This is a genomic window from Nocardia sp. NPDC050799, assembly GCF_040654015.1.
Lineage (GTDB): Bacteria > Actinomycetota > Actinomycetes > Mycobacteriales > Mycobacteriaceae > Nocardia.
This window is the reverse complement of record NZ_JBFAHF010000012.1, coordinates 12,726-30,314: the sequence shown is the minus strand read 5'-3', so window position 1 is coordinate 30,314 and position 17,589 is coordinate 12,726. Positions and strand designations below refer to the sequence as shown.

At 69.5% G+C, this 17,589-nt stretch carries 19 protein-coding genes; 12 read left to right on the top strand and 7 right to left on the bottom strand.

Going from position 1 to position 17,589, the window contains the following annotated elements; genetic code table 11:
* Positions 1-25 precede the first annotated feature (25 nt).
* Complete coding sequence (locus AB0H42_RS14605) at positions 26-1,276, bottom strand: nicotinate phosphoribosyltransferase (protein ID WP_357055577.1); 1,251 nt, start codon at positions 1,274-1,276, stop codon at positions 26-28.
* A 240-nt stretch (positions 1,277-1,516) separates the two neighbouring features.
* On the opposite strand from AB0H42_RS14605, the gene clpS reads away from it, so the two are divergent.
* From clpS to rdgB, 10 genes are all read left to right on the top strand, one after another.
* On the top strand, positions 1,517-1,879 hold the full coding sequence (clpS, locus tag AB0H42_RS14600; protein WP_063130566.1) for an ATP-dependent Clp protease adapter ClpS: 363 nt from the start codon (positions 1,517-1,519) through the stop codon (positions 1,877-1,879).
* A 21-nt stretch (positions 1,880-1,900) separates the two neighbouring features.
* Positions 1,901-2,470 (top strand): DUF2017 domain-containing protein, encoded by a 570-nt coding sequence (locus AB0H42_RS14595; protein WP_357055191.1) that lies wholly within the window; start codon positions 1,901-1,903, stop codon positions 2,468-2,470.
* Positions 2,467-3,528, top strand: a complete 1,062-nt coding sequence (locus AB0H42_RS14590) for a P1 family peptidase (protein ID WP_357055188.1) — start codon at positions 2,467-2,469, stop codon at positions 3,526-3,528. The genes AB0H42_RS14595 and AB0H42_RS14590 overlap by 4 nt, the downstream gene beginning before the upstream one ends.
* Before the next feature lie 197 nt (positions 3,529-3,725).
* A complete protein-coding gene (locus AB0H42_RS14585) occupies positions 3,726-4,148 on the top strand; it encodes a M67 family metallopeptidase (RefSeq protein ID WP_357055185.1) in 423 nt (140 codons plus the stop codon).
* A gap of 50 nt (positions 4,149-4,198) precedes the next feature.
* A complete protein-coding gene (locus AB0H42_RS14580) occupies positions 4,199-4,477 on the top strand; it encodes a MoaD/ThiS family protein (protein WP_063130570.1) in 279 nt (92 codons plus the stop codon).
* Positions 4,478-4,481: 4 nt separating this feature from the next.
* Entirely contained in the window at positions 4,482-5,444 is a 963-nt protein-coding gene (locus AB0H42_RS14575) for a cysteine synthase (protein ID WP_357055181.1), read from the top strand.
* A 71-nt stretch (positions 5,445-5,515) separates the two neighbouring features.
* Positions 5,516-6,235, top strand: coding sequence for a rhomboid family intramembrane serine protease (locus AB0H42_RS14570; RefSeq protein ID WP_357055178.1), 720 nt, complete (start codon positions 5,516-5,518; stop codon positions 6,233-6,235).
* A gap of 69 nt (positions 6,236-6,304) precedes the next feature.
* On the top strand, positions 6,305-7,069 hold the full coding sequence (locus tag AB0H42_RS14565; RefSeq protein WP_357055175.1) for a cyclic nucleotide-degrading phosphodiesterase: 765 nt from the start codon (positions 6,305-6,307) through the stop codon (positions 7,067-7,069).
* A gap of 43 nt (positions 7,070-7,112) precedes the next feature.
* The gene (gene rph, locus AB0H42_RS14560) at positions 7,113-7,886 is read left to right on the top strand and encodes a ribonuclease PH (protein ID WP_357055172.1); all 774 of its coding nucleotides are present in this window, start codon (positions 7,113-7,115) and stop codon (positions 7,884-7,886) included.
* Positions 7,886-8,494: an RdgB/HAM1 family non-canonical purine NTP pyrophosphatase gene (gene rdgB / locus AB0H42_RS14555; protein WP_357055169.1), complete on the top strand. Its 609-nt coding sequence runs from the start codon at positions 7,886-7,888 to the stop codon at positions 8,492-8,494. Before rph ends, rdgB begins: the two co-directional genes overlap by 1 nt.
* A gap of 16 nt (positions 8,495-8,510) precedes the next feature.
* Here rdgB and AB0H42_RS14550 read toward each other — a convergent pair whose 3' ends face one another.
* The 3 genes from AB0H42_RS14550 to AB0H42_RS14540 form a co-directional block, all read right to left on the bottom strand.
* Positions 8,511-8,879, bottom strand: a complete 369-nt coding sequence (locus tag AB0H42_RS14550; protein WP_030525494.1) for a DUF3817 domain-containing protein — start codon at positions 8,877-8,879, stop codon at positions 8,511-8,513.
* The gene (locus AB0H42_RS14545) at positions 8,876-9,385 is read right to left on the bottom strand and encodes a transcriptional regulator (RefSeq protein ID WP_357055166.1); all 510 of its coding nucleotides are present in this window, start codon (positions 9,383-9,385) and stop codon (positions 8,876-8,878) included. The genes AB0H42_RS14550 and AB0H42_RS14545 overlap by 4 nt, the downstream gene beginning before the upstream one ends.
* A 74-nt stretch (positions 9,386-9,459) precedes the next feature.
* Positions 9,460-10,335 carry an oxidoreductase gene (locus AB0H42_RS14540; RefSeq protein WP_357055163.1) on the bottom strand — a complete coding sequence of 292 codons (876 nt, stop codon included), beginning with the start codon at positions 10,333-10,335 and terminating at the stop codon, positions 9,460-9,462.
* Positions 10,336-10,461: 126 nt separating this feature from the next.
* Between AB0H42_RS14540 and AB0H42_RS14535 the strand changes: the two genes are divergently transcribed.
* Positions 10,462-12,504, top strand: a complete 2,043-nt coding sequence (locus tag AB0H42_RS14535) for an ATP-dependent DNA helicase (RefSeq protein ID WP_357055160.1) — start codon at positions 10,462-10,464, stop codon at positions 12,502-12,504.
* A 10-nt stretch (positions 12,505-12,514) separates the two neighbouring features.
* On the opposite strand, the gene AB0H42_RS14530 is transcribed toward AB0H42_RS14535, so the two are convergent.
* On the bottom strand, positions 12,515-13,057 hold the full coding sequence (locus AB0H42_RS14530; protein WP_357055157.1) for a DoxX family protein: 543 nt from the start codon (positions 13,055-13,057) through the stop codon (positions 12,515-12,517).
* Positions 13,058-13,157: 100 nt separating this feature from the next.
* The gene (locus tag AB0H42_RS14525) at positions 13,158-14,519 is read right to left on the bottom strand and encodes an NCS2 family permease (protein WP_357055154.1); all 1,362 of its coding nucleotides are present in this window, start codon (positions 14,517-14,519) and stop codon (positions 13,158-13,160) included.
* A gap of 302 nt (positions 14,520-14,821) precedes the next feature.
* Here AB0H42_RS14525 and AB0H42_RS14520 point away from each other — a divergent pair, with 302 nt between their 5' ends.
* A complete protein-coding gene (locus AB0H42_RS14520) occupies positions 14,822-15,004 on the top strand; it encodes a hypothetical protein (RefSeq protein WP_357055151.1) in 183 nt (60 codons plus the stop codon).
* 13 nt (positions 15,005-15,017) lie between these two features.
* Here AB0H42_RS14520 and glgP read toward each other — a convergent pair whose 3' ends face one another.
* Positions 15,018-17,555, bottom strand: coding sequence for an alpha-glucan family phosphorylase (gene glgP / locus AB0H42_RS14515; protein ID WP_357055148.1), 2,538 nt, complete (start codon positions 17,553-17,555; stop codon positions 15,018-15,020).
* Between the last annotated feature and the right edge of the window lie 34 nt (positions 17,556-17,589).

The following is a 17,589-nucleotide window of genomic DNA, read 5'->3' as shown; positions in this document are numbered from 1 at the left end:
TTCCAGTCTCCTCGCGTACGCCCGGTCAGATCAGGAATGTAGTCGCAACCGCCGGGTCACCGCCGGACAGTTTGAGTCCCTCCCACGGCAGACTCACCACGCCGCGGGCGACGAGATCCCGGGATTCGGCGAGGCCGGGCCGGTCCAGCACCGCACCACCGCGCACCAGCGGGACCGACAGATCGCGCACCTCGTAGCCGTCGGGCGCCGGCCGGTCGGCGGTCGCGGGGTACACGACCTCCTCCACGATGGTCCCGGTGCCGCGCGCCAGGCGCACCGAGCGTTTGGCTCCGCCGCGGGACTCCTTGTGACTGGACCGTTTGGCCACCGGCAGCCCCTCGACCTCGACCAGCTTGTAGACCATGCCGGCGGTCGGCGCGCCGGAACCGATGACCAGCTGGGTGCCGACTCCGTAGGCGTCCACCGGTTCGGCCCGCAGTGCCGCGATGGCGTATTCGTCCAGGTCCCCGGATACGACGATCCGGGTTTTCACCGCGCCCAGTTCGTCCAGTTGCCGGCGTACCTGCCGGGCCAGGACACCGAGGTCACCGGAGTCGATACGCACCGCGCCCAGTTCCGGTCCCGCGACCTCGACCGCGAGCGCGACGCCGCGGGTGATGTCGAAGGTGTCGACAAGCAGGGTGGTGCCGGTGCCGTGCGCCGCCACCTGACTGCGGAACGCCTCGATCTCGTGTTCGCCGTCGGCGCCGCTGTGTACCAGGGTGAACGCGTGCGCACTGGTACCCGCGCCGGGCACGCCGTAGCGGCGGACCGCCTCCAGATTGGAGGTCGCGTGGAAACCGGCCAGGTAGGCCGCCCGCGCACTGGCGGGCGCGGCCTGCTCGTGGGTGCGCCGCGACCCCATCTCGATCATCCGGCGCCCGTCGGCGGCACTCACCATCCGGGCGGCCGCGGCGGCGATCGCGCTGTCGTGGTTGAACACCGACAGTGCCAGTGTCTCGAGCAGCACGCATTCGGCGAAGGTTCCGGTCACCGAGAGGATCGGCGAACCCGGGAAGTACAGCTCGCCTTCCGGATAGCCGTCGATATCGCCGGTGAACCGGTAATCGCGCAACCAGGCGACCGTATCCGCGTCCAGGAACCGGGCGACGATCTCCAGCTCCGCCGCGCCGAACCGGAAGTGGGCCAGCGCATCGAGGAAACGGCCGGTACCGGCCACAACGCCGTATCTGCGCCCGTGCGGCAAACGCCGGGCGAACACCTCGAAGGTGCACCGCCGCGCCGCGGAACCGTCGGCGAGCGCGGCGGCCAGCATGGTGAGCTCGTATTGGTCGGTCAGCAGAGCGGTGCTACCGGCCGCGTCGCGCAGGTCCACGGGTGTCACTGTAAACAGCCCGTCCGCGCCGCGGCGAAGCCCGCCGGGGGCAGCGCCGGGCGCCGAACCCGCGCGGCGGCGTGTCGCGTGTTGTAGGCGGCGACCCGGCAGGCCTGGACGACCGGCATCGTTGCTGCTCCGGGTGTTGTGAATTACTCCGCGCGTCGTACTCTTGAATTCATGGCCTTGTGCAACACCGCACCCCGCTCATCGACGACAGAGGTCCTCCTCGGCGCCCCCGGCGTCACGTTGTCGGCGGCCCAGGCGACACCGGAGGCCGTGGAGTACACCGAGATCCTCGAGGCGGAGGACCGGCCGTGGGTCACCGTGGTCTGGGACGATCCGGTCAACCTCATGCACTACGTCGCCTATATCTTCCAGAAGCTGTTCGGCTACAGCAAAGCCAAGGCGACCGAGCTGATGCTCAAGGTGCACAACGAAGGCAAAGCGGTCGTATCGTCGGGATCGCGGGACAAAATGGAACAGGATGTCCGCCGCCTGCACGCGGCGGGCCTGTGGGCCACCATGCAACGAGACGACTGATCGGACGGTTACCGTAGCGACGTGCGTAAATGGAGCCGGAAGAACTCATTGAGCGGTCTCAAACTGCGGTCGGAGATGGACGCGCGCGAAGCCAGCGTGCTGCGCTCGCTGGTCGGAGCAGTTTCGGGTCTGCTGGGTGAACGCGCCTCCTCGGCCCCCGAGGACGAGCTCGCCGCTCTCACCGGTCTGCGCAGCGGTAATACCGCGCCGCCCGACGACCCGCGGCTGGCCCGGCTGCTGCCCGAGTTCCATCGGGCCGAACCGGGCTCCCCCGACGCCGAACGAGCCGATCTGAACAGCGCGCTGCGCGGTCTGCACGAGCCGGAGATCATCGACGCGAAACTGGCCGCCGCCGGGGTGGTGCTGCACACCCTCCCCGAGGAAGGCGGCAAGATAGTGATCACTCCGGAAGAGGCCGATTCCTGGCTCACCGCGCTCACCGATGTCCGGCTGGCCCTCGGCGTGGTGCTGGAAGTCGACGCCGACACGCCCGAGCAGTTTCCGCCCGACGATCCGCGCGCTCCCCATCTGGACGTCTATCACTGGCTGACCTGGATGCAGGACTCCCTGCTGCAGGCGATGGCCCCGTGACCGCCGCGCCCGGAGCGCGGAACGCGCTCACCGATGTGGCGGGCCTGCTCGTCGGCCACCACCACATACTCGATCCGGACGCGACCCGCGGCTCCGGCGCCGCCACCGGCTGCACCGTGGTCCGCGCGCCGGGCGGCGCGGTCGCCGCGGTGGATGTCCGCGGCGGTGGCCCCGGCACCCGGGAGACCGATCTGCTCGATCCCGCGAACACGGTCCGGCAGGTACACGCGATTCTGCTCACCGGCGGCAGCGCCTACGGCCTGGCCGCCGCGGACGGCGTAATGCGCTGGCTGGAGGAGCACGGCGAAGGGCTGCCCATGTCGCCCGAGGACCCCACCCGTGTGGTCCCGATCGTGCCCGGTGCCGTGATCTTCGACCTCCCGGTCGGCGACTGGAACACTCGCCCCACCGCCGAATTCGGTTATTACGCGGCCGACTCCGCCCGACCCGATTTCGTGCGCGGTTGTGTAGGCGCCGGGACCGGCGCCCAGGCCGGCGCGCTCAAGGGCGGTGTCGGCAGCGCCAGTATCCGGTTCGACGACGGCATTGCCGCCGGGCTCACGGTGGGTGCGTTGGTCGTCGCCAACCCGGTCGGATCGGTTTTCGATCCCCGCACCGGGATCCCGTGGGGCGCGGGCACCGACGGACCCGAATTCTTCGGCCTGCGACCCGGTACCGCCGAGCAACTCGCGGCCGCTAATGCGCTGGCCGTGAAGGGCACCGTACTCAACACCACCATCGGCGTGGTCGCCACCGACGCCCCGCTGGACCCGGCCGGGTGCCGCCGGCTGGCCACGGTCGCCCACGACGGTCTGGCCAGGGCGGTTCGCCCGGCCCACTCCCCGCTCGACGGGGACACCTTCTTCGCGCTGGCCACCGGCACCGCGACACCGCCGGAGGGGCCTCGGTTACCCGCCGCGTTCCCGGCCGACCTGGCGGTGGTCGACGCCTTGAGCACCGCGGCGGCGGTCTGCGTCGAACGCGCGGTGGTCGACGCGATCCACACCGCCCACTCCGTAGCCGGCATCCCGGCGTACAGCGACCTGTTCGGTACCTGATTACCCCGCCTCCGGCGAGGCGGGGTCGGGAGCTCCGGTGACCCCGGCCGCGGCGGTGGCCCGTCCCGCGTCCACGCGGATACGCGCGCAGCGCGGTAGGGGGCCGTGCAGGGTGCCGGGAATACCCGAATATCCTCGGCAGTTGTCGGCTGTGACCGGTCGGCGGTGGCCGTGCCAAGAGGTGGAAGGGTTTGATTGTGCTCGTGATCAGGGCCGATCTGGTGGATGCGATGGTCGCGCACGCGCGCGCCGACCATCCCGACGAGGCCTGCGGCATCATCGCGGGACCCGAGGGGTCCGACCGGCCCGAGCGTTTCGTCGCCATGCTGAACGCGGAGCGATCGCCCACCTTCTACCGTTTCGATTCCGGCGAACAGCTGAAGGTCTGGCGGGCCATGGACGACGCCGACGAGGAGCCGGTGGTGATATACCACTCGCACACCGCGACCGAGGCCTACCCGAGCCGTACCGATATCTCCTACGCCTCCGAACCCGGCGCCCACTACGTGCTGATCTCCACCCGTGACGCCGCGCGCCACGAGCTGCGCAGCTACCGGATCGTCGACGGCGAGGTCACCGAGGAACCGGTTCGGATCGTCGACGCGTACGAAGCCGCCTGACCGCCCCAGTTTTCCGACCCACATACCGAGTACAAGCGAGGAGCAGCACCATGCCGGTCACCGTGTCCATCCCGACCATCATGCGTACCCACACCGGAGGCGAGAAGCGCGTCGCGGCCGAGGGGTCCACGCTCGCCGCGGTGATCGAGAACCTGGAGGCCAACCACCCGGGGCTGGCCGAGCGGCTGCTCAACGAGGGCAAGCTGAACCGGTACGTCAATATCTATGTCGACGACGAGGACGTGCGGTTCTCCGGCGGCCTGGAGACCGCCGTGGGCGAGGGATCGACCGTGACGATCCTGCCGGCCGTCGCGGGCGGGGCCCGATAATTCCGTGGCACGCTACGAGTCACTGATCGCGACCCTCGGGAACACCCCGCTGGTCGGTCTGCGCACTCTGTCCCCGCAGTGGGAGGGCGAGCAGCCGGTACGGCTGTGGGCCAAACTCGAGGACCGCAACCCCACCGGGTCCATCAAGGATCGTCCCGCGTTGCGCATGATCGAGCAGGCCGAGGCCGACGGCCGGCTGACCCCGGGCTGCACCATTCTGGAACCCACCAGCGGAAACACCGGGATCTCGCTGGCCATGGCGGCGAAACTCAAGGGATACCGCCTGGTGTGCGTGATGCCGGAGAACACCTCGGTGGAGCGCCGGCAACTGCTCACCATGTTCGGCGCCGAGATCATCGACTCGCCGGCGGCGGGCGGTTCGAACCAGGCGGTGGCCCGGGCCAAGGAGATCGCCGTCGCCAACCCGGACTGGGTGATGCTGTACCAGTACGGCAACCCGGCCAACGCGCTCGCCCACTACGAGACCACCGGCCCGGAGATTCTCGCCGACCTGCCCGAGATCACCCATTTCGTCGCCGGGCTCGGCACCACCGGCACCCTGATGGGGACCGGTCGGTTCCTGCGTGAGAAGGTCCCGAACATCGAGATCGTCGCGGCCGAACCCCGCTACGGCGAACTGGTATACGGTCTGCGCAACATCGACGAGGGCTTCATCCCCGAACTGTACGACGAGTCGGTACTCACCAGCCGGTTCTCCGTGGGCCCCTACGACGCCGTGCGCCGCACCCGCGAACTGGTCCTCGAGGAGGGCATCTTCGCCGGTATCTCCACCGGCGCGATCCTGCACGCCGCGCTCGGGGTCGCCCGGAAGGCGGTCGCCGCGGGCCGCCGCGCCGATATCGCCTTCGTCGTGGCCGACGGCGGCTGGAAATACCTGTCCACCGGCGCCTACGACGGCACCCTCGAAGAAGCCGAGGAACGGCTCGACGGCCAGCTCTGGGCTTGAGGTCACGCCGACTCGGTACCCTCGGAAGCAACGCGCCGGGAGCTGTGGCGCGTGGCGAGGAGGAGATCGTGATGACCGGTGGTGGGCCGCTGGGCGCTTCGTTCGACCCCGACCGTATCGCCGCATTCCGACCCCCGCCGGGTAGTGGACCGGTTCCCGGCGGTTCGGGTTCCGGCGGGTTCGCCACCACCCGTCGCACCTGGTCGCGGGCCGGGATCGTGACCCTTGCGTTCCTGGTGGTGCTGTACCTGATCGAGTTCGCCGACGCGGTGATCGACTCGTCCATCGATCGAACGCTGGGCATCGAACCCCGCGAGGTCGACGGCCTGGACGGTATCGCCTTCGCGCCCCTGCTGCACCACGGCTGGGACCATCTGATCGGCAACTCCGTGCCCGTGCTGATCCTCGGTTTCCTCACCTTGGCCACCGGCATCCGCCGGGGGCTGGCCGCCACCGCGATCGTCTGGCTCGTCGCCGGGGTGGGCACCTGGCTGACCGGCGGCGAGGGCACCGTGCACGTCGGCGCGTCCTCGCTGGTCTTCGGCTGGCTCACCTATCTCATCTGCCGCGGCTGGTTCGCCCGGCAGCTCGGGCAGATCGTATTGGGGCTGGTGGTCCTGGTCCTCTACGGTTCGCTGCTGTGGGGCGTGCTACCCGGCCAGGACGGAATCTCCTGGCAGGGACACCTTTTCGGCGCTATGGGTGGACTGTTCGCCGGGTGGGTACTCTCCAGTGATGAACGTCGACACCGCCGTCAACTCCACACCGGGCCACTCGCCTCGCCCCGGTGACCGTGGGTGCGGCCAGTATTTTCGGGGGATGCGGTCTTGAATCGGGAAACCTCGTGGCAGCATGGTGACATGCGCCTCACCGTCCTCGGGTGCTCGGGCAGTGTGTCCGGCCCGGATTCCCCCGCGTCGGGTTATCTGCTCACCGGTCCGGACATGTCGCCGGTGGTCATCGATTTCGGTCCGGGCATCCTCGGTGCGCTGCAGCGATTCGCCGATCCGGGCGAGGTGTCCATCTTCCTGACCCATCTGCACGCCGATCACTGCCTCGACCTTCCCGGGCTGCTGGTGTGGCGGCGCTACCACCCCACGCCCCCCGCCGGGCGGGCGATTGTCCGTGGTCCCGCGGACGCGCCGGTGCGGATCGGTAACGCCTCGGCCGAGGTCGGCGGGGAATGCGACGACTGGTCCGATGTGATCGATTTCCGCACTTGGCACGAGGGCGAGGCGGTGGAGTTCGGTCCCGGGCACACCCTCACCGCGCGGCGGATGTTCCACCCGCCGGAGTCCTACGGTCTGCGGATCGTCACCGCCGGCGGCCGTACCTTCGTCTACACCGGCGATACCGCGGTCTGTCCGGCCGTCCAGGAACTCGCCCAGGGTGCCGACGTTCTCCTCGCGGAGGCGTCGTGGACCCACGATCCCGCCAATCGACCGGCGGGCATCCACCTTTCGGGCACCGAAGCCGGCCGGATCGCCGCCGAGGCCGGAGTCGGGGAACTCCTGCTCACCCATATTCCGCCGTGGACCTCCCGCGAAGACGTCATCGCCGAGGCCAAAGCCGAGTTCACCGGGCCCGTGCACGCGGTAACCCCGGGCGAGTCCTTCGACCTGTAGACCCAGGCATGTCCCGGCACGGGTTCCCCACTACGCTGAGCCCGTGTCGAGACGAGCCGATGGCAGGGCGGACGACGAACTCCGCGAGGTACGGATAACTCGAGGCTTCACCACGCACCCGGCGGGTTCGGTGCTGGTGGAGTTCGGGCAGACCCGGGTGATGTGCACGGCCAGCGTCACCGACGGGGTGCCGCCGTGGCGACGCGACTCGGGTCTCGGCTGGCTCACCGCCGAATACGCGATGCTGCCGGCCGCCACCCACACCCGCAGCGGCCGGGAATCGGTCAAAGGCAAGGTCGGCGGGCGCACCCAGGAGATCAGCCGGCTGGTCGGCCGCTCCCTGCGGGCCTGTATCGACCTCGCCGCCATCGGTGAGAACACCATCGCCGTCGACTGTGATGTGCTGCAGGCCGACGGCGGCACCCGGACCGCCGCGATCACCGGCGCCTATGTGGCGCTCGCGGACGCGATCACCTATCTGGGCGCGGCCCGGGCGCTGGCGGATCCGCAGCCGATCTCCTGTGCCATCGCCGCCGTGAGTGTCGGTGTGGTGGACGGACGGGTCCGGCTCGATCTCCCCTACGAGGAGGATTCGCGGGCCGAGGTCGATATGAACGTGGTCGCCACCGATACCGGCACACTGGTGGAGATCCAGGGGACCGGTGAGGGCGCGACCTTCCCGCGGTCCACTCTCGACAAACTGCTCGATTCAGCGCTGGCCGGGTGCGAACAGCTGTTCGCCGTCCAGAAGGAAGCGCTGGCCCTGCCCTATCCCGGTGTGCTGCCGGAGGCCACCGAAACCTCGAAGAAGAAGTGATGACGCGTCGGGTTCTGCTCGCCAGCCGCAACGCCAAGAAACTGACCGAACTGCGCCGCATCCTCGCCGAGGCCGGAATCGCGGGTCTGGAGATCGTGGGCCTCGACGATGTACCGGAGTATCCGGAGGCTCCGGAGACGGGCGCGACCTTCGAGGAGAACGCACTGGCCAAGGCGCGCGACGGCGCCCGCGCCACGCGGTTGCCCTGTATCGCCGACGATTCCGGTATCGCGGTGGACGCGCTCAACGGGATGCCCGGGGTGCTGTCGGCGCGGTGGTCGGGCCGCCACGGTGACGATGCCGCGAACAACGCGCTGTTGCTGGCGCAGTTGTCCGATACGCCCGACGAACGCCGCGGCGCCAGTTTCGTCTCCGCGTGCGCGCTGGTGATCCCGGCGGGCGCGGAAATCGTGGTGCGCGGCGAATGGCCGGGCACCATCGCGCGGGAGCCGCAGGGCGACGGCGGGTTCGGGTACGACCCGCTGTTCCACCCCGACGGCGGGCAACTCAGCGCCGCTCAGCTCACCCCGGCGCAGAAGGACGGGGCGTCCCACCGGGGCCGCGCGCTGGCTCAGCTTTTGCCGGCGCTCGCCGCGCTGGCGGGCTGAGTCCGGCGCCGGGTGGTCAGACCCCGAAGTCCCGCTTGACCTGCTGGGTGTTCCGGTGCTCGACGAAGAACGACAGTAGCGGGATGGTGCCCGCGAGCAGCGTCCCGACGGTGCGTTTGATCGGCCAGCGCACCTTGACCGCCAGATCCGCGGTGAGGATCAGATAGATGAAGTACGCCCAGCCGTGTACCACCGCGATCCAGCTGGGTGTATCCACACCGAAGCCGTATTTGGCGATCATCTCGGCGGTGAGGAACAGCAGCCACAGACCGGTGACCCAGGCCAGGACGCGGTAGCGCAGTAGCGCGCCCGCGATCCGCCGGTCGCCGGTCGGCGCGGCAGCGCCGGCCTCGGGTGCGGTGGTGGCGTTTTCGCTCGCGGTCAACCCGCGCTCCTCTCGGTATCGCGGGCCGGGCCCGCCGTGCTGCCCGCGGCGCCGTCGGCGGCGTGTAAACGGGCCAGGTAGCTGTTGTATTCGGCGAGCACCGGATCGTCGTCGCGGACGGCTCGCGGGCGTTCGGGTAGGAAACCGGCCGGGATCTCTCGCGGCCCGGCCGCCGGGGTACCGCGCCGGCCGGCGAACAGTCCGGTGCGGGTGTTCGAGGGTCCGGACCCGGTTTCCGGCGTATCCGCGCCCGGTTCGGTGGTCACGCCGGACGGTTCGGTACCGGCGGTCTCCGTTTCCAACCGCACGAACCGGAAATAGGCGAACAGCGCGAACCCGGCGAACAGCGGCCACTGCAGTGCGTACCCGAGGTTCTGCGCGGTGCCGCTCGCCGAGGAGAACCGCTCCCACTGCCACCAGCCCAGGGCCAGCGCGGCCAGTGCCAGCACGACCACCAGCAGGACCAGGGCCGGGCGGTGCACGGTGCGGCGAGGTGTTGCGGACACGGCTACCACGGTACCCGTCTACTACACGGACCGTAGTGTGAGGTGGGTATCGCGGCAGCCGGTATCGCCGCCGGTCAGAACTTGTAGGCGACCCCGGTCAGGCGCTCGGACTCCGCCCACAGCTGCTGCCACAGGTCGGCGTTCTTGGACAGTCGGGTGGACGGGGACGCCTCCACCGGGCCCTGGGACTGGAACAACCGGGTCGGACCCCAGTACGTATCGGGATCGGCGTCGGGTGTGGTGGCCGCGAACAGCGTCGAATGCGCCGCCTTCGCCGGTGCGTGCCCGACCAGCCGGATCACCGGTTTACTGACCCAGTCCAGCGGCGTCTCGGTGCGGGTGAACAGTTCGGTGGCCGATACCCCCGGGTGCACACCGTAGGAACGTTTCGCCGAGCCGGCCGCCGCCAGCCGGCGCTGGAGTTCGCGCGCGAACATGAGGTTCGACAGTTTGGCCTGGGCGTAGGCCAGGTTGCGCTGGTAGCGGCGGTTCTCGTAGTTCAGGTCGTCGACCCAGAACTTGGGGGTCTGCTTGTGGGCGATACTGGCCAGGGTCACCACCCGGTCGCGGATCCGGTCCAGCAGCAGCCCGGTCAGCGCGAAATGGCCGAGATGGTTCACGCCGAATTGTGTTTCGAAGCCGTCCACGGTCCGCGAGAACGGCACGTTCATCAGGCCGGCATTGTTGACGAGCACATCGAATTCCTCGGTCTGCTCGGCGAATTCCCGGACCGAGGACAGATCGGCCAGGTCCAACCGGCGGACCCGGAGATCGCCGCCGATGGCATCGGCGACCTCCTGTGCCTTCTCGGTGTTGCGGCAGGCCATCACCACGGTGGCCCCTTTGCCGGCCAGTACTTTTGTGGTCTCGGCTCCGAGTCCGCCGTTGGCGCCGGTGACGACGAATGTGCGTCCGCGCTGGTCGGCTATGTGATCAGGTTTCCACGCCATAATCCGACCTTACTTCTGAGTAAGATCGCTGGGAAGAGCGGTCCGCGCTTCCGGTGTCGAGCGGGCGGGACGGGCCGGTCCTCGACTGGGCGCACGGCTGTCGGTGCGGCGCAGTAGGCTGCCCGAGTGCCCGAACTCCCGCCCGTATCAGACCTGCTGGCGACCGCTGTGACCGCGCTCGGCGGTAAGGAACGCGTGGGTCAGATGACGATGGCCGCGGCAGTGGACAACGCCATCGAGAACAAAGAGCATCTGGCCGTCCAGGCGGGGACGGGCACCGGGAAATCGCTCGCCTATCTGGTCCCCAGCCTGCGCTACGCGGTACGGACCGGCCGCACGGTGGTGATCTCCACCGCCACCATCGCGCTGCAGCGCCAGCTGGTGGACCGGGATCTTCCCCGGCTGGCCCAGGCGCTGACGAAACCGCTGGGCCGCACGCCGGAGTTCGCGATCCTCAAGGGCCGCAACAACTATCTGTGCCTCAACAAGATCAACAGTGCCGTCCCGGAAGAACCCGCCGAGGCCGAACTGTTCGACGCGTTCGCGGTCTCGCGGCTCGGCCGCGAAGTGAAACGGCTCAACGAATGGGCCTCCGACACCGAGACCGGCGACCGCGACGAGCTCGCCCCGGGCGTCGGCGACCGTGCCTGGCGGCAGGTGAGCGTGTCCGCGCGCGAATGCCTGGGCAAATCACGCTGCCCGTTCGGGCAGGACTGTTTCGCCGAACGGGCCCGGGCCGAATCCGCGCAGGCCGATATCGTCGTCACCAATCACGCCCTGCTGGCCATCGACGCCATCAGCGGTGTGCAGGTCCTGCCCGAACACGATCTGGTGGTGGTCGACGAGGCGCACGAACTCGTCGACCGGGTCACCGGGATCGCGACCGCCGAGTTGTCCGCCACCGCCATCAGCACCGCCGCCCGGCGCTGCGCGAAGCTCATCGACGAGCGGGAGGTGGACCGGCTCGAAGAGGCCGCCGAGGCCTGGCACACCGCCCTCGACGAACTGCCACCCACCCGCTGGGACACGCTGCCCGAGGGTGTCGCCGGGGTGCTGGCGCTCGTCCGGGACGCCGCCTGGCACGCCCGCACCGCGCTCAATCCGCAGGGCTCCGGCGGCAACGACCCCGAGGCCGCCGCCGGCCGGAACATGGCCATCGCCGGAGTGGAGGAGATCCACGACAGCGCGGTTCGCGCGCTCACCGCCTTCGACGAACCCGACCCAGCGGCCCGCCGCGATGTGGTGTGGCTGTCGGCCGATGAGATCCGCGGGGTCACCCGGCGCACCCTGCGGATGGCCCCGCTGGCCGTAGGCGGGCTGCTGCGCAGTCAATTGTTCGGCGCCGCAACGGTCGTCCTCACCTCGGCGACTCTGCAGATCGGCGGAAACTTCGACGGCCTGGCCCGCACCTGGGGCCTGCCGCCGCAATCGAACAGCCGTGTCGATCCGGCGACGGCCAACAGCGCCGAGGCACCGAGCGACACCGATACGGTGCGCTGGTCCTCGCTGGACGTGGGTTCGCCGTTCGATCACGCCAAATCCGGAATTCTCTACGTCGCCAAACATCTTCCGGCCCCGGGCCGCGACGGACTGCCCCCGGCCTACCTGGACGAGATCGAGCGGCTGGTGGGGGCCGCGGGCGGACGCACCCTAGGGCTCTTCTCGTCCATGCGAGCGGCGAAGGCGGCCACCGAGGTGCTACGCAAACGCCTGGACACCCCCATCCTGTGCCAGGGCGAGGATTCCACCGGCGCCCTGGTGCGCAAATTCGCCGACGACCCGGAAACCTCCCTGTTCGGCACGCTCTCGCTCTGGCAGGGTGTCGACGTGCCAGGTCCCTCGCTGAGTCTGGTGATCCTGGACCGCATCCCGTTCCCCCGGCCCGACGATCCGCTGCTGGCGGCCCGGCAGCGCGCCGTGGAATCGCGCGGCGGCAACGGTTTCCTCACGGTCGCCGCGAGCCACGCGGCCCTGCTCCTTGCCCAGGGCACGGGCCGGTTGCTGCGCAGCGTCGACGACCGCGGCGTCGTCGCCATCCTCGATCCCCGGCTGGCCACCGCACGCTACGGCGGTTTCCTGCGCGCCTCCCTGCCCCCGTACTGGGAGACGGCCGACCCGGCCGTGGTGGAGAAGGCGCTGCGCCGGCTCTCCGCCACCGCGTCCGTCTGATCCGGACCGCTCAGAACACTGCTTTGAAGATCAGGACTAGCACCGCCGCGACCACGGCGACCACCACCGCGACCAGGCCCCACACCACACTGCCGCGCGCCCACGGGCGGTTGCCGTCCACCGAGAAACGGCCCGGGCCGGTGAACGCCAGGGCCGCTGCCGCCACGGCGTAGAGCAGGCCCGTCTCGTAACCCTGGCCGGTGAGCAGCCCGCCGTCGAAGGTCGTATGGATGATGACGATGGTGGTACCCAGCACGATGGCCGCGCCCAGCGGAGACAGCACGCCGAGGGCCAGTAGCAGCCCGCCGGTGAATTCGCTGAGCCCGGCCAGTGTGCCGAAGAAGGTGCCCGGGTTGAAGCCCATCTGCTCGAAACCGGCATTGTTGTCGGTCAGGCCCGGGCCGTCGAACCAGCCGAAGAGTTTCTGGCTGCCGTGTGCGGCGATGAGCAGACCGAACACCACCCGCAGAATCAAGAGGCCGATATCGGTGGACAGAGCTCGATCTCTGGTCGCCGGTACCGCGGTGCGGTCCAACGTCGACTCGACTGTCATAGGGAACCCCTCCTTGCAATCCGGATAGTTAGCCACCGAAACAAACGGACCGAAGTCCTTTTGTCCAGGCTATCGGTTGCCGACCCCTCGCTCTAGCAGGCTATTCCGCCAGGAGGAAGAAATATCCGAGGAAGATCAGGGTCAGCACCCACATCACCGGATGCACCTCGCGGATCCGGCCGCGGGCCACCATCACCACCGGGTAGAAGATCATTCCCATAGCCAGCCCGTTCGCGATGGAATACGTCAACGGCATCATCACGATGGTGATGAACGCCGGGACCGCGAACTCCAGCCGGGTCCAGTCGATCTCCCCCAGCGAACGGGCCATGAGCACCCCGACCACGATCAGCGCGGCCGCGGTCACCGCCCCCGACGCCGCCACCACCGAGAAGATCGGATAGCAGAACATCGCCACCGCGAACCAGGCGGCCGTCGCCACCGCGGTCAGACCGGTCCTACCGCCCGCGGACACACCGGCGGTCGATTCCACATATGCCGTGGTGGTAGAGGTGCCGATCACCGCGCCGGCCATGGTGCCCACCGCGTCGGCGGACAGTGCGCTCGCGGCCCGCGGCAGCTCACCCTTGCTGTTCAGCAGGCCCGCCTGGTTGGCGACGCCGATGAGCGTGCCCGACGCGTCGAAGAAATCGACGAACAGCATGGTCAGCACCACCACGGCCATCTGCGCGGTGAACGCGTCGGGCAGATGGATGATCGCCTGCCCGAAGGTCTGGTCCAGCCCTCGGGGCAGTGCCGCGACTCCGTCGGGCACATCCACCAGACCGGCGACCATCCCGACCACCGCCGTCAGCACGATGCCGTACAGCACCGCCCCGTGCCAGCCGCGGACCAGGAAGATCACCGTGACCACCAGGCCGAACAGCGCCAGCACCGTCGTGCCCTGGGTGAAATCGCCGAGCTTCACCAGCGTCGAATCACTGTCGACCACGATGCCCGCGTTCTTGAACCCGAGAAACGCCACGAACAGGCCGACACCGGCCGCGACCGCCAGTTTCAGCTGCAGCGGGATCGCGTTGAGGATCTTCTCCCGGATCCTGGTCACCGCGAGTACGAAGAAGATCACCCCCGACAGGAAGGTGCCCGACAGCGCGACCTGCCAGGGAATCCCCATACCCAGCACCACCGAGAACGCGAAGAACGCGTTCAGGCCCATCCCCGGCGCCAGCGCGATCGGGTACCGCGCCCACAACCCCATGACCAGGGACCCGGCCACCGCCGACACCGCGGTCGCGGTGAACACGGCTTGGGCCGGAATGCCCTGGTCACCCAGCGCGCCCTGGTCCCCCAGGATGGACGGGTTGACCGCCAGTACGTAGCACATGGCCAGGAACGTCACCGTGCCCGCCATGAGCTCGCGGCGCATGGTCGACCCGTGCACCCCGACAGCGAAATAGGTATCGATCCGCCCGCGGGTCCGGGTCAGAAGATCGGTGGCCATGGGACCTCCAGTCGGCTGGAAATGACACCCGCCCACACGCGGACGGGGAGCGGACCGGAGTCCGGCAGGAACTCGCCGGGCACCGCTCCGGCCGATACCCGGCGCGTACGCACCGAACCGAACCAGTAGGGGCAACAGCCCCGTATGCCCCTACTGGTGACCGCGCAGTGCACAGTGGGAGCTCGGGCGCCCGGCAGCGCCAGGGTGGAACGGTATCCGATGCCTGTGACGAACCGAAGTCGGCACCACCCCGACCGAGTGGGCCCGGTTATCCGGACCGCCGGTTCCCCGGCGGCGCCGACGTGACCGACACGACCCTGCATGTCCGGATGGGTGTCTTGCAGCGAAGCTATTCTGCGGACGCTCTCGGTGGCATACCCGAACCCGTCGCCCTTGCCGACGAGCACGGTTTCGTCCGGACCGCGGCGCCGACCACCGCGACCACCGTGGAGCCGGCAGAGGCGGAGAGGCCGGTCGCGCGTTGATCGGCGCCGGCGGTCAGGCGTTGACCACCCGGCCCAGCTCCGCGGGGGTGGCCAGCAGATCGTGGGCCGGCAGCACGCGGACCGTGTAGCCGACCGCACCCGAGCACGGCACCGGAGTCTCGACGGTGAAGACCGCGAGCGCGGATTCGGCGGACTCCGCTCCCGTGCAGGCCATCGCCACGGTACTGGTGTCGGTCAGCTCGTCCTCGGGCGTGACCCGCCCGAGCACGGCCTGAACCGTCACGTCATCGGGTCCGAGACCACCGAGGTCCACCCGCGCGGTCAACGACAGCGGTGCCCCGGTCACGGGGGTGTCCGCAAGACCGGCCGCGTCCACCTGCGCCACCCGCACCCGCGGCCACGCGTTGTCCACCCGCCGGCGGTATTCGGCCATCTCCCGCGCACCCCGCAGGTTTTCCCCGGTGATCCGACGAGACGCCGCCGCGGCCGGCAGGTAGTAGCGCTCGGTGTACTCGCGCACCATCCGGTCCGCGAGCACTTCCGGCCCGAGAACGCGGAGCGTGTGGCGCACCATCTCGACCCAGCGGCCCGGGACACCGGCCGCGTCGCGCGCGTAGAAGCGCGGCGCGACCGTCCGCTCCACCAGCTCGTAGAGTGCGCTCGCCTCCAGATCGTCGCGGCGCTCGTCGGACACGCCGTCGGCGGTCGGGATCGCCCACCCGCTCTCGCCGTCGAACATCTCGTCCCACCAGCCGTCCCGGATCGACAGGTTCAACCCACCGTTGAGGGCCGATTTCATCCCGGACGTACCGCACGCCTCCAACGGCCGTAGCGGGTTGTTCAGCCACACATCGCAACCCCAGTACAGATACCGGGCCATGGACATGTCGTAATCGGGCAGGAACACGATCCGGTGGCGTACCGCCGGATCGTCGGCGTACCGCACCACCTGCTGGATCAGCGCCTTACCGCCCTCGTCCGCGGGATGACTCTTACCCGCCACCACCAACTGCACGGGCCGGTCGGGGTCCAGCAGCAGATCCCGCAACCGCTGCGGATCGCGCAGCATCAGGGTCAGCCGCTTGTAGGTCGGGACGCGGCGGGCGAAGCCGATGGTCAGCACCTCGGGGTCGAATACCGAATCCACCCACGACAGTTCGGCATCGGCCGCGCCCCGCTGCCGCCACGATTCGCGCAACCGCCGCCGCACCTCACCCACCAACTTCGCGCGCAGGGTCCCGCGGATCTCCCAGAGCCGTTCCGGCGCCGACTCTCCCAACGCCTCCCAGATTCGCGGACAGTCGGCGGTATCGAGCCCCTCCCCCCATTCCCGGGCAGCCCAAGTGGGCGCGTGCACACCGTTGGTCACCGAACCGATCGGCACCTCGGCGGCATCGAAACCGGGCCACAGCGAGTCGAACATGCTCCGGCTCACCGCGCCGTGCAGGCGGGAGACCCCGTTCGCGCGCTGCGCCAGCCGCAAACCCATATGGGCCATATTGAACACCGCGGGATCGTCCTCCCGGCCCAGCGCGATAATCCTATCCACCGTGATCCCGGGCAGCAGCGGCGATTCCGATTCCCCGGACGACCCGCCGAAATACCGGTGCACCAGCGCGACCGGGAACCGGTCGATCCCGGCCGGCACCGGCGTATGCGTGGTGAACACGGTCCCTGCACGCACCGCCGCCAGTGCGGAATCGAAATCGTGGCCCGCGGCCAGATACTCCCGGATCCGCTCCAGCCCCAGAAAACCCGCGTGGCCCTCGTTCATATGGAAGACCTCGGGATCCGGAAGCCCGGTGGCCACGGTGTAGGCCCGGACCGCCCGCACACCGCCGATACCGGCGAGGATCTCCTGCTCGATCCGGTGCCCTTGGTCGCCGCCGTAGAGCCGGTCGGTCACCGACCGCAGCTCCGGATCGTTGGCCGCGATATCGGAGTCCAGCAGTAGCAGCGGCACCCGCCCTACCTGCGCGATCCATATCCGCGCGGTCAATACGCGCCGGTCCGGCAGCGCCACGTGCACCAGCACCGGCGCGCCGTCGGCGGTCAGCAACCGCAACGGCAGCCCCTGCGGATCCAGCGCCGGATACCGCTCGACCTGCCGGCCGTCGGCGGTCAGCGACTGCCGGAAATACCCGGACCGGTACAGCAGCCCCACCCCGATCAGCGGCAACCCCAGGTCCGATGCCGCCTTCAGATGGTCCCCGGCCAGGATGCCGAGCCCGCCCGAATAGATGGGCAATGCCTCGGTCACCCCGAACTCCATCGAGAAGTAGGCGATCCCCCGCACCCCCGCGTCCGGGACCGGGCGATCCAGATACGCCCGCAGATCCGCGGCCACCGCATCCACCCGCGCACAGAACTCCGGATCACCGGCGAGTTCGTCCAACCGCTCCGGCGGCACCTCCCCCAGCATCCGTACCGGATCGTGCCCGGTCTCCGCCCACCGGCGCGGGTCCAGGGCGGCGAACACATCCTGGGTCGGACCGTGCCACGACCAGCGCAGATTGGTGGAGAGCTCGCCCAGCGCGGCCAGCCGCTCCGGCAGGTGGGCGCGGACGGTGAACCGACGCAGTGCCTTCATCCGCCCGAGCTTATTGGGAGGGGTGAGCGGTGAG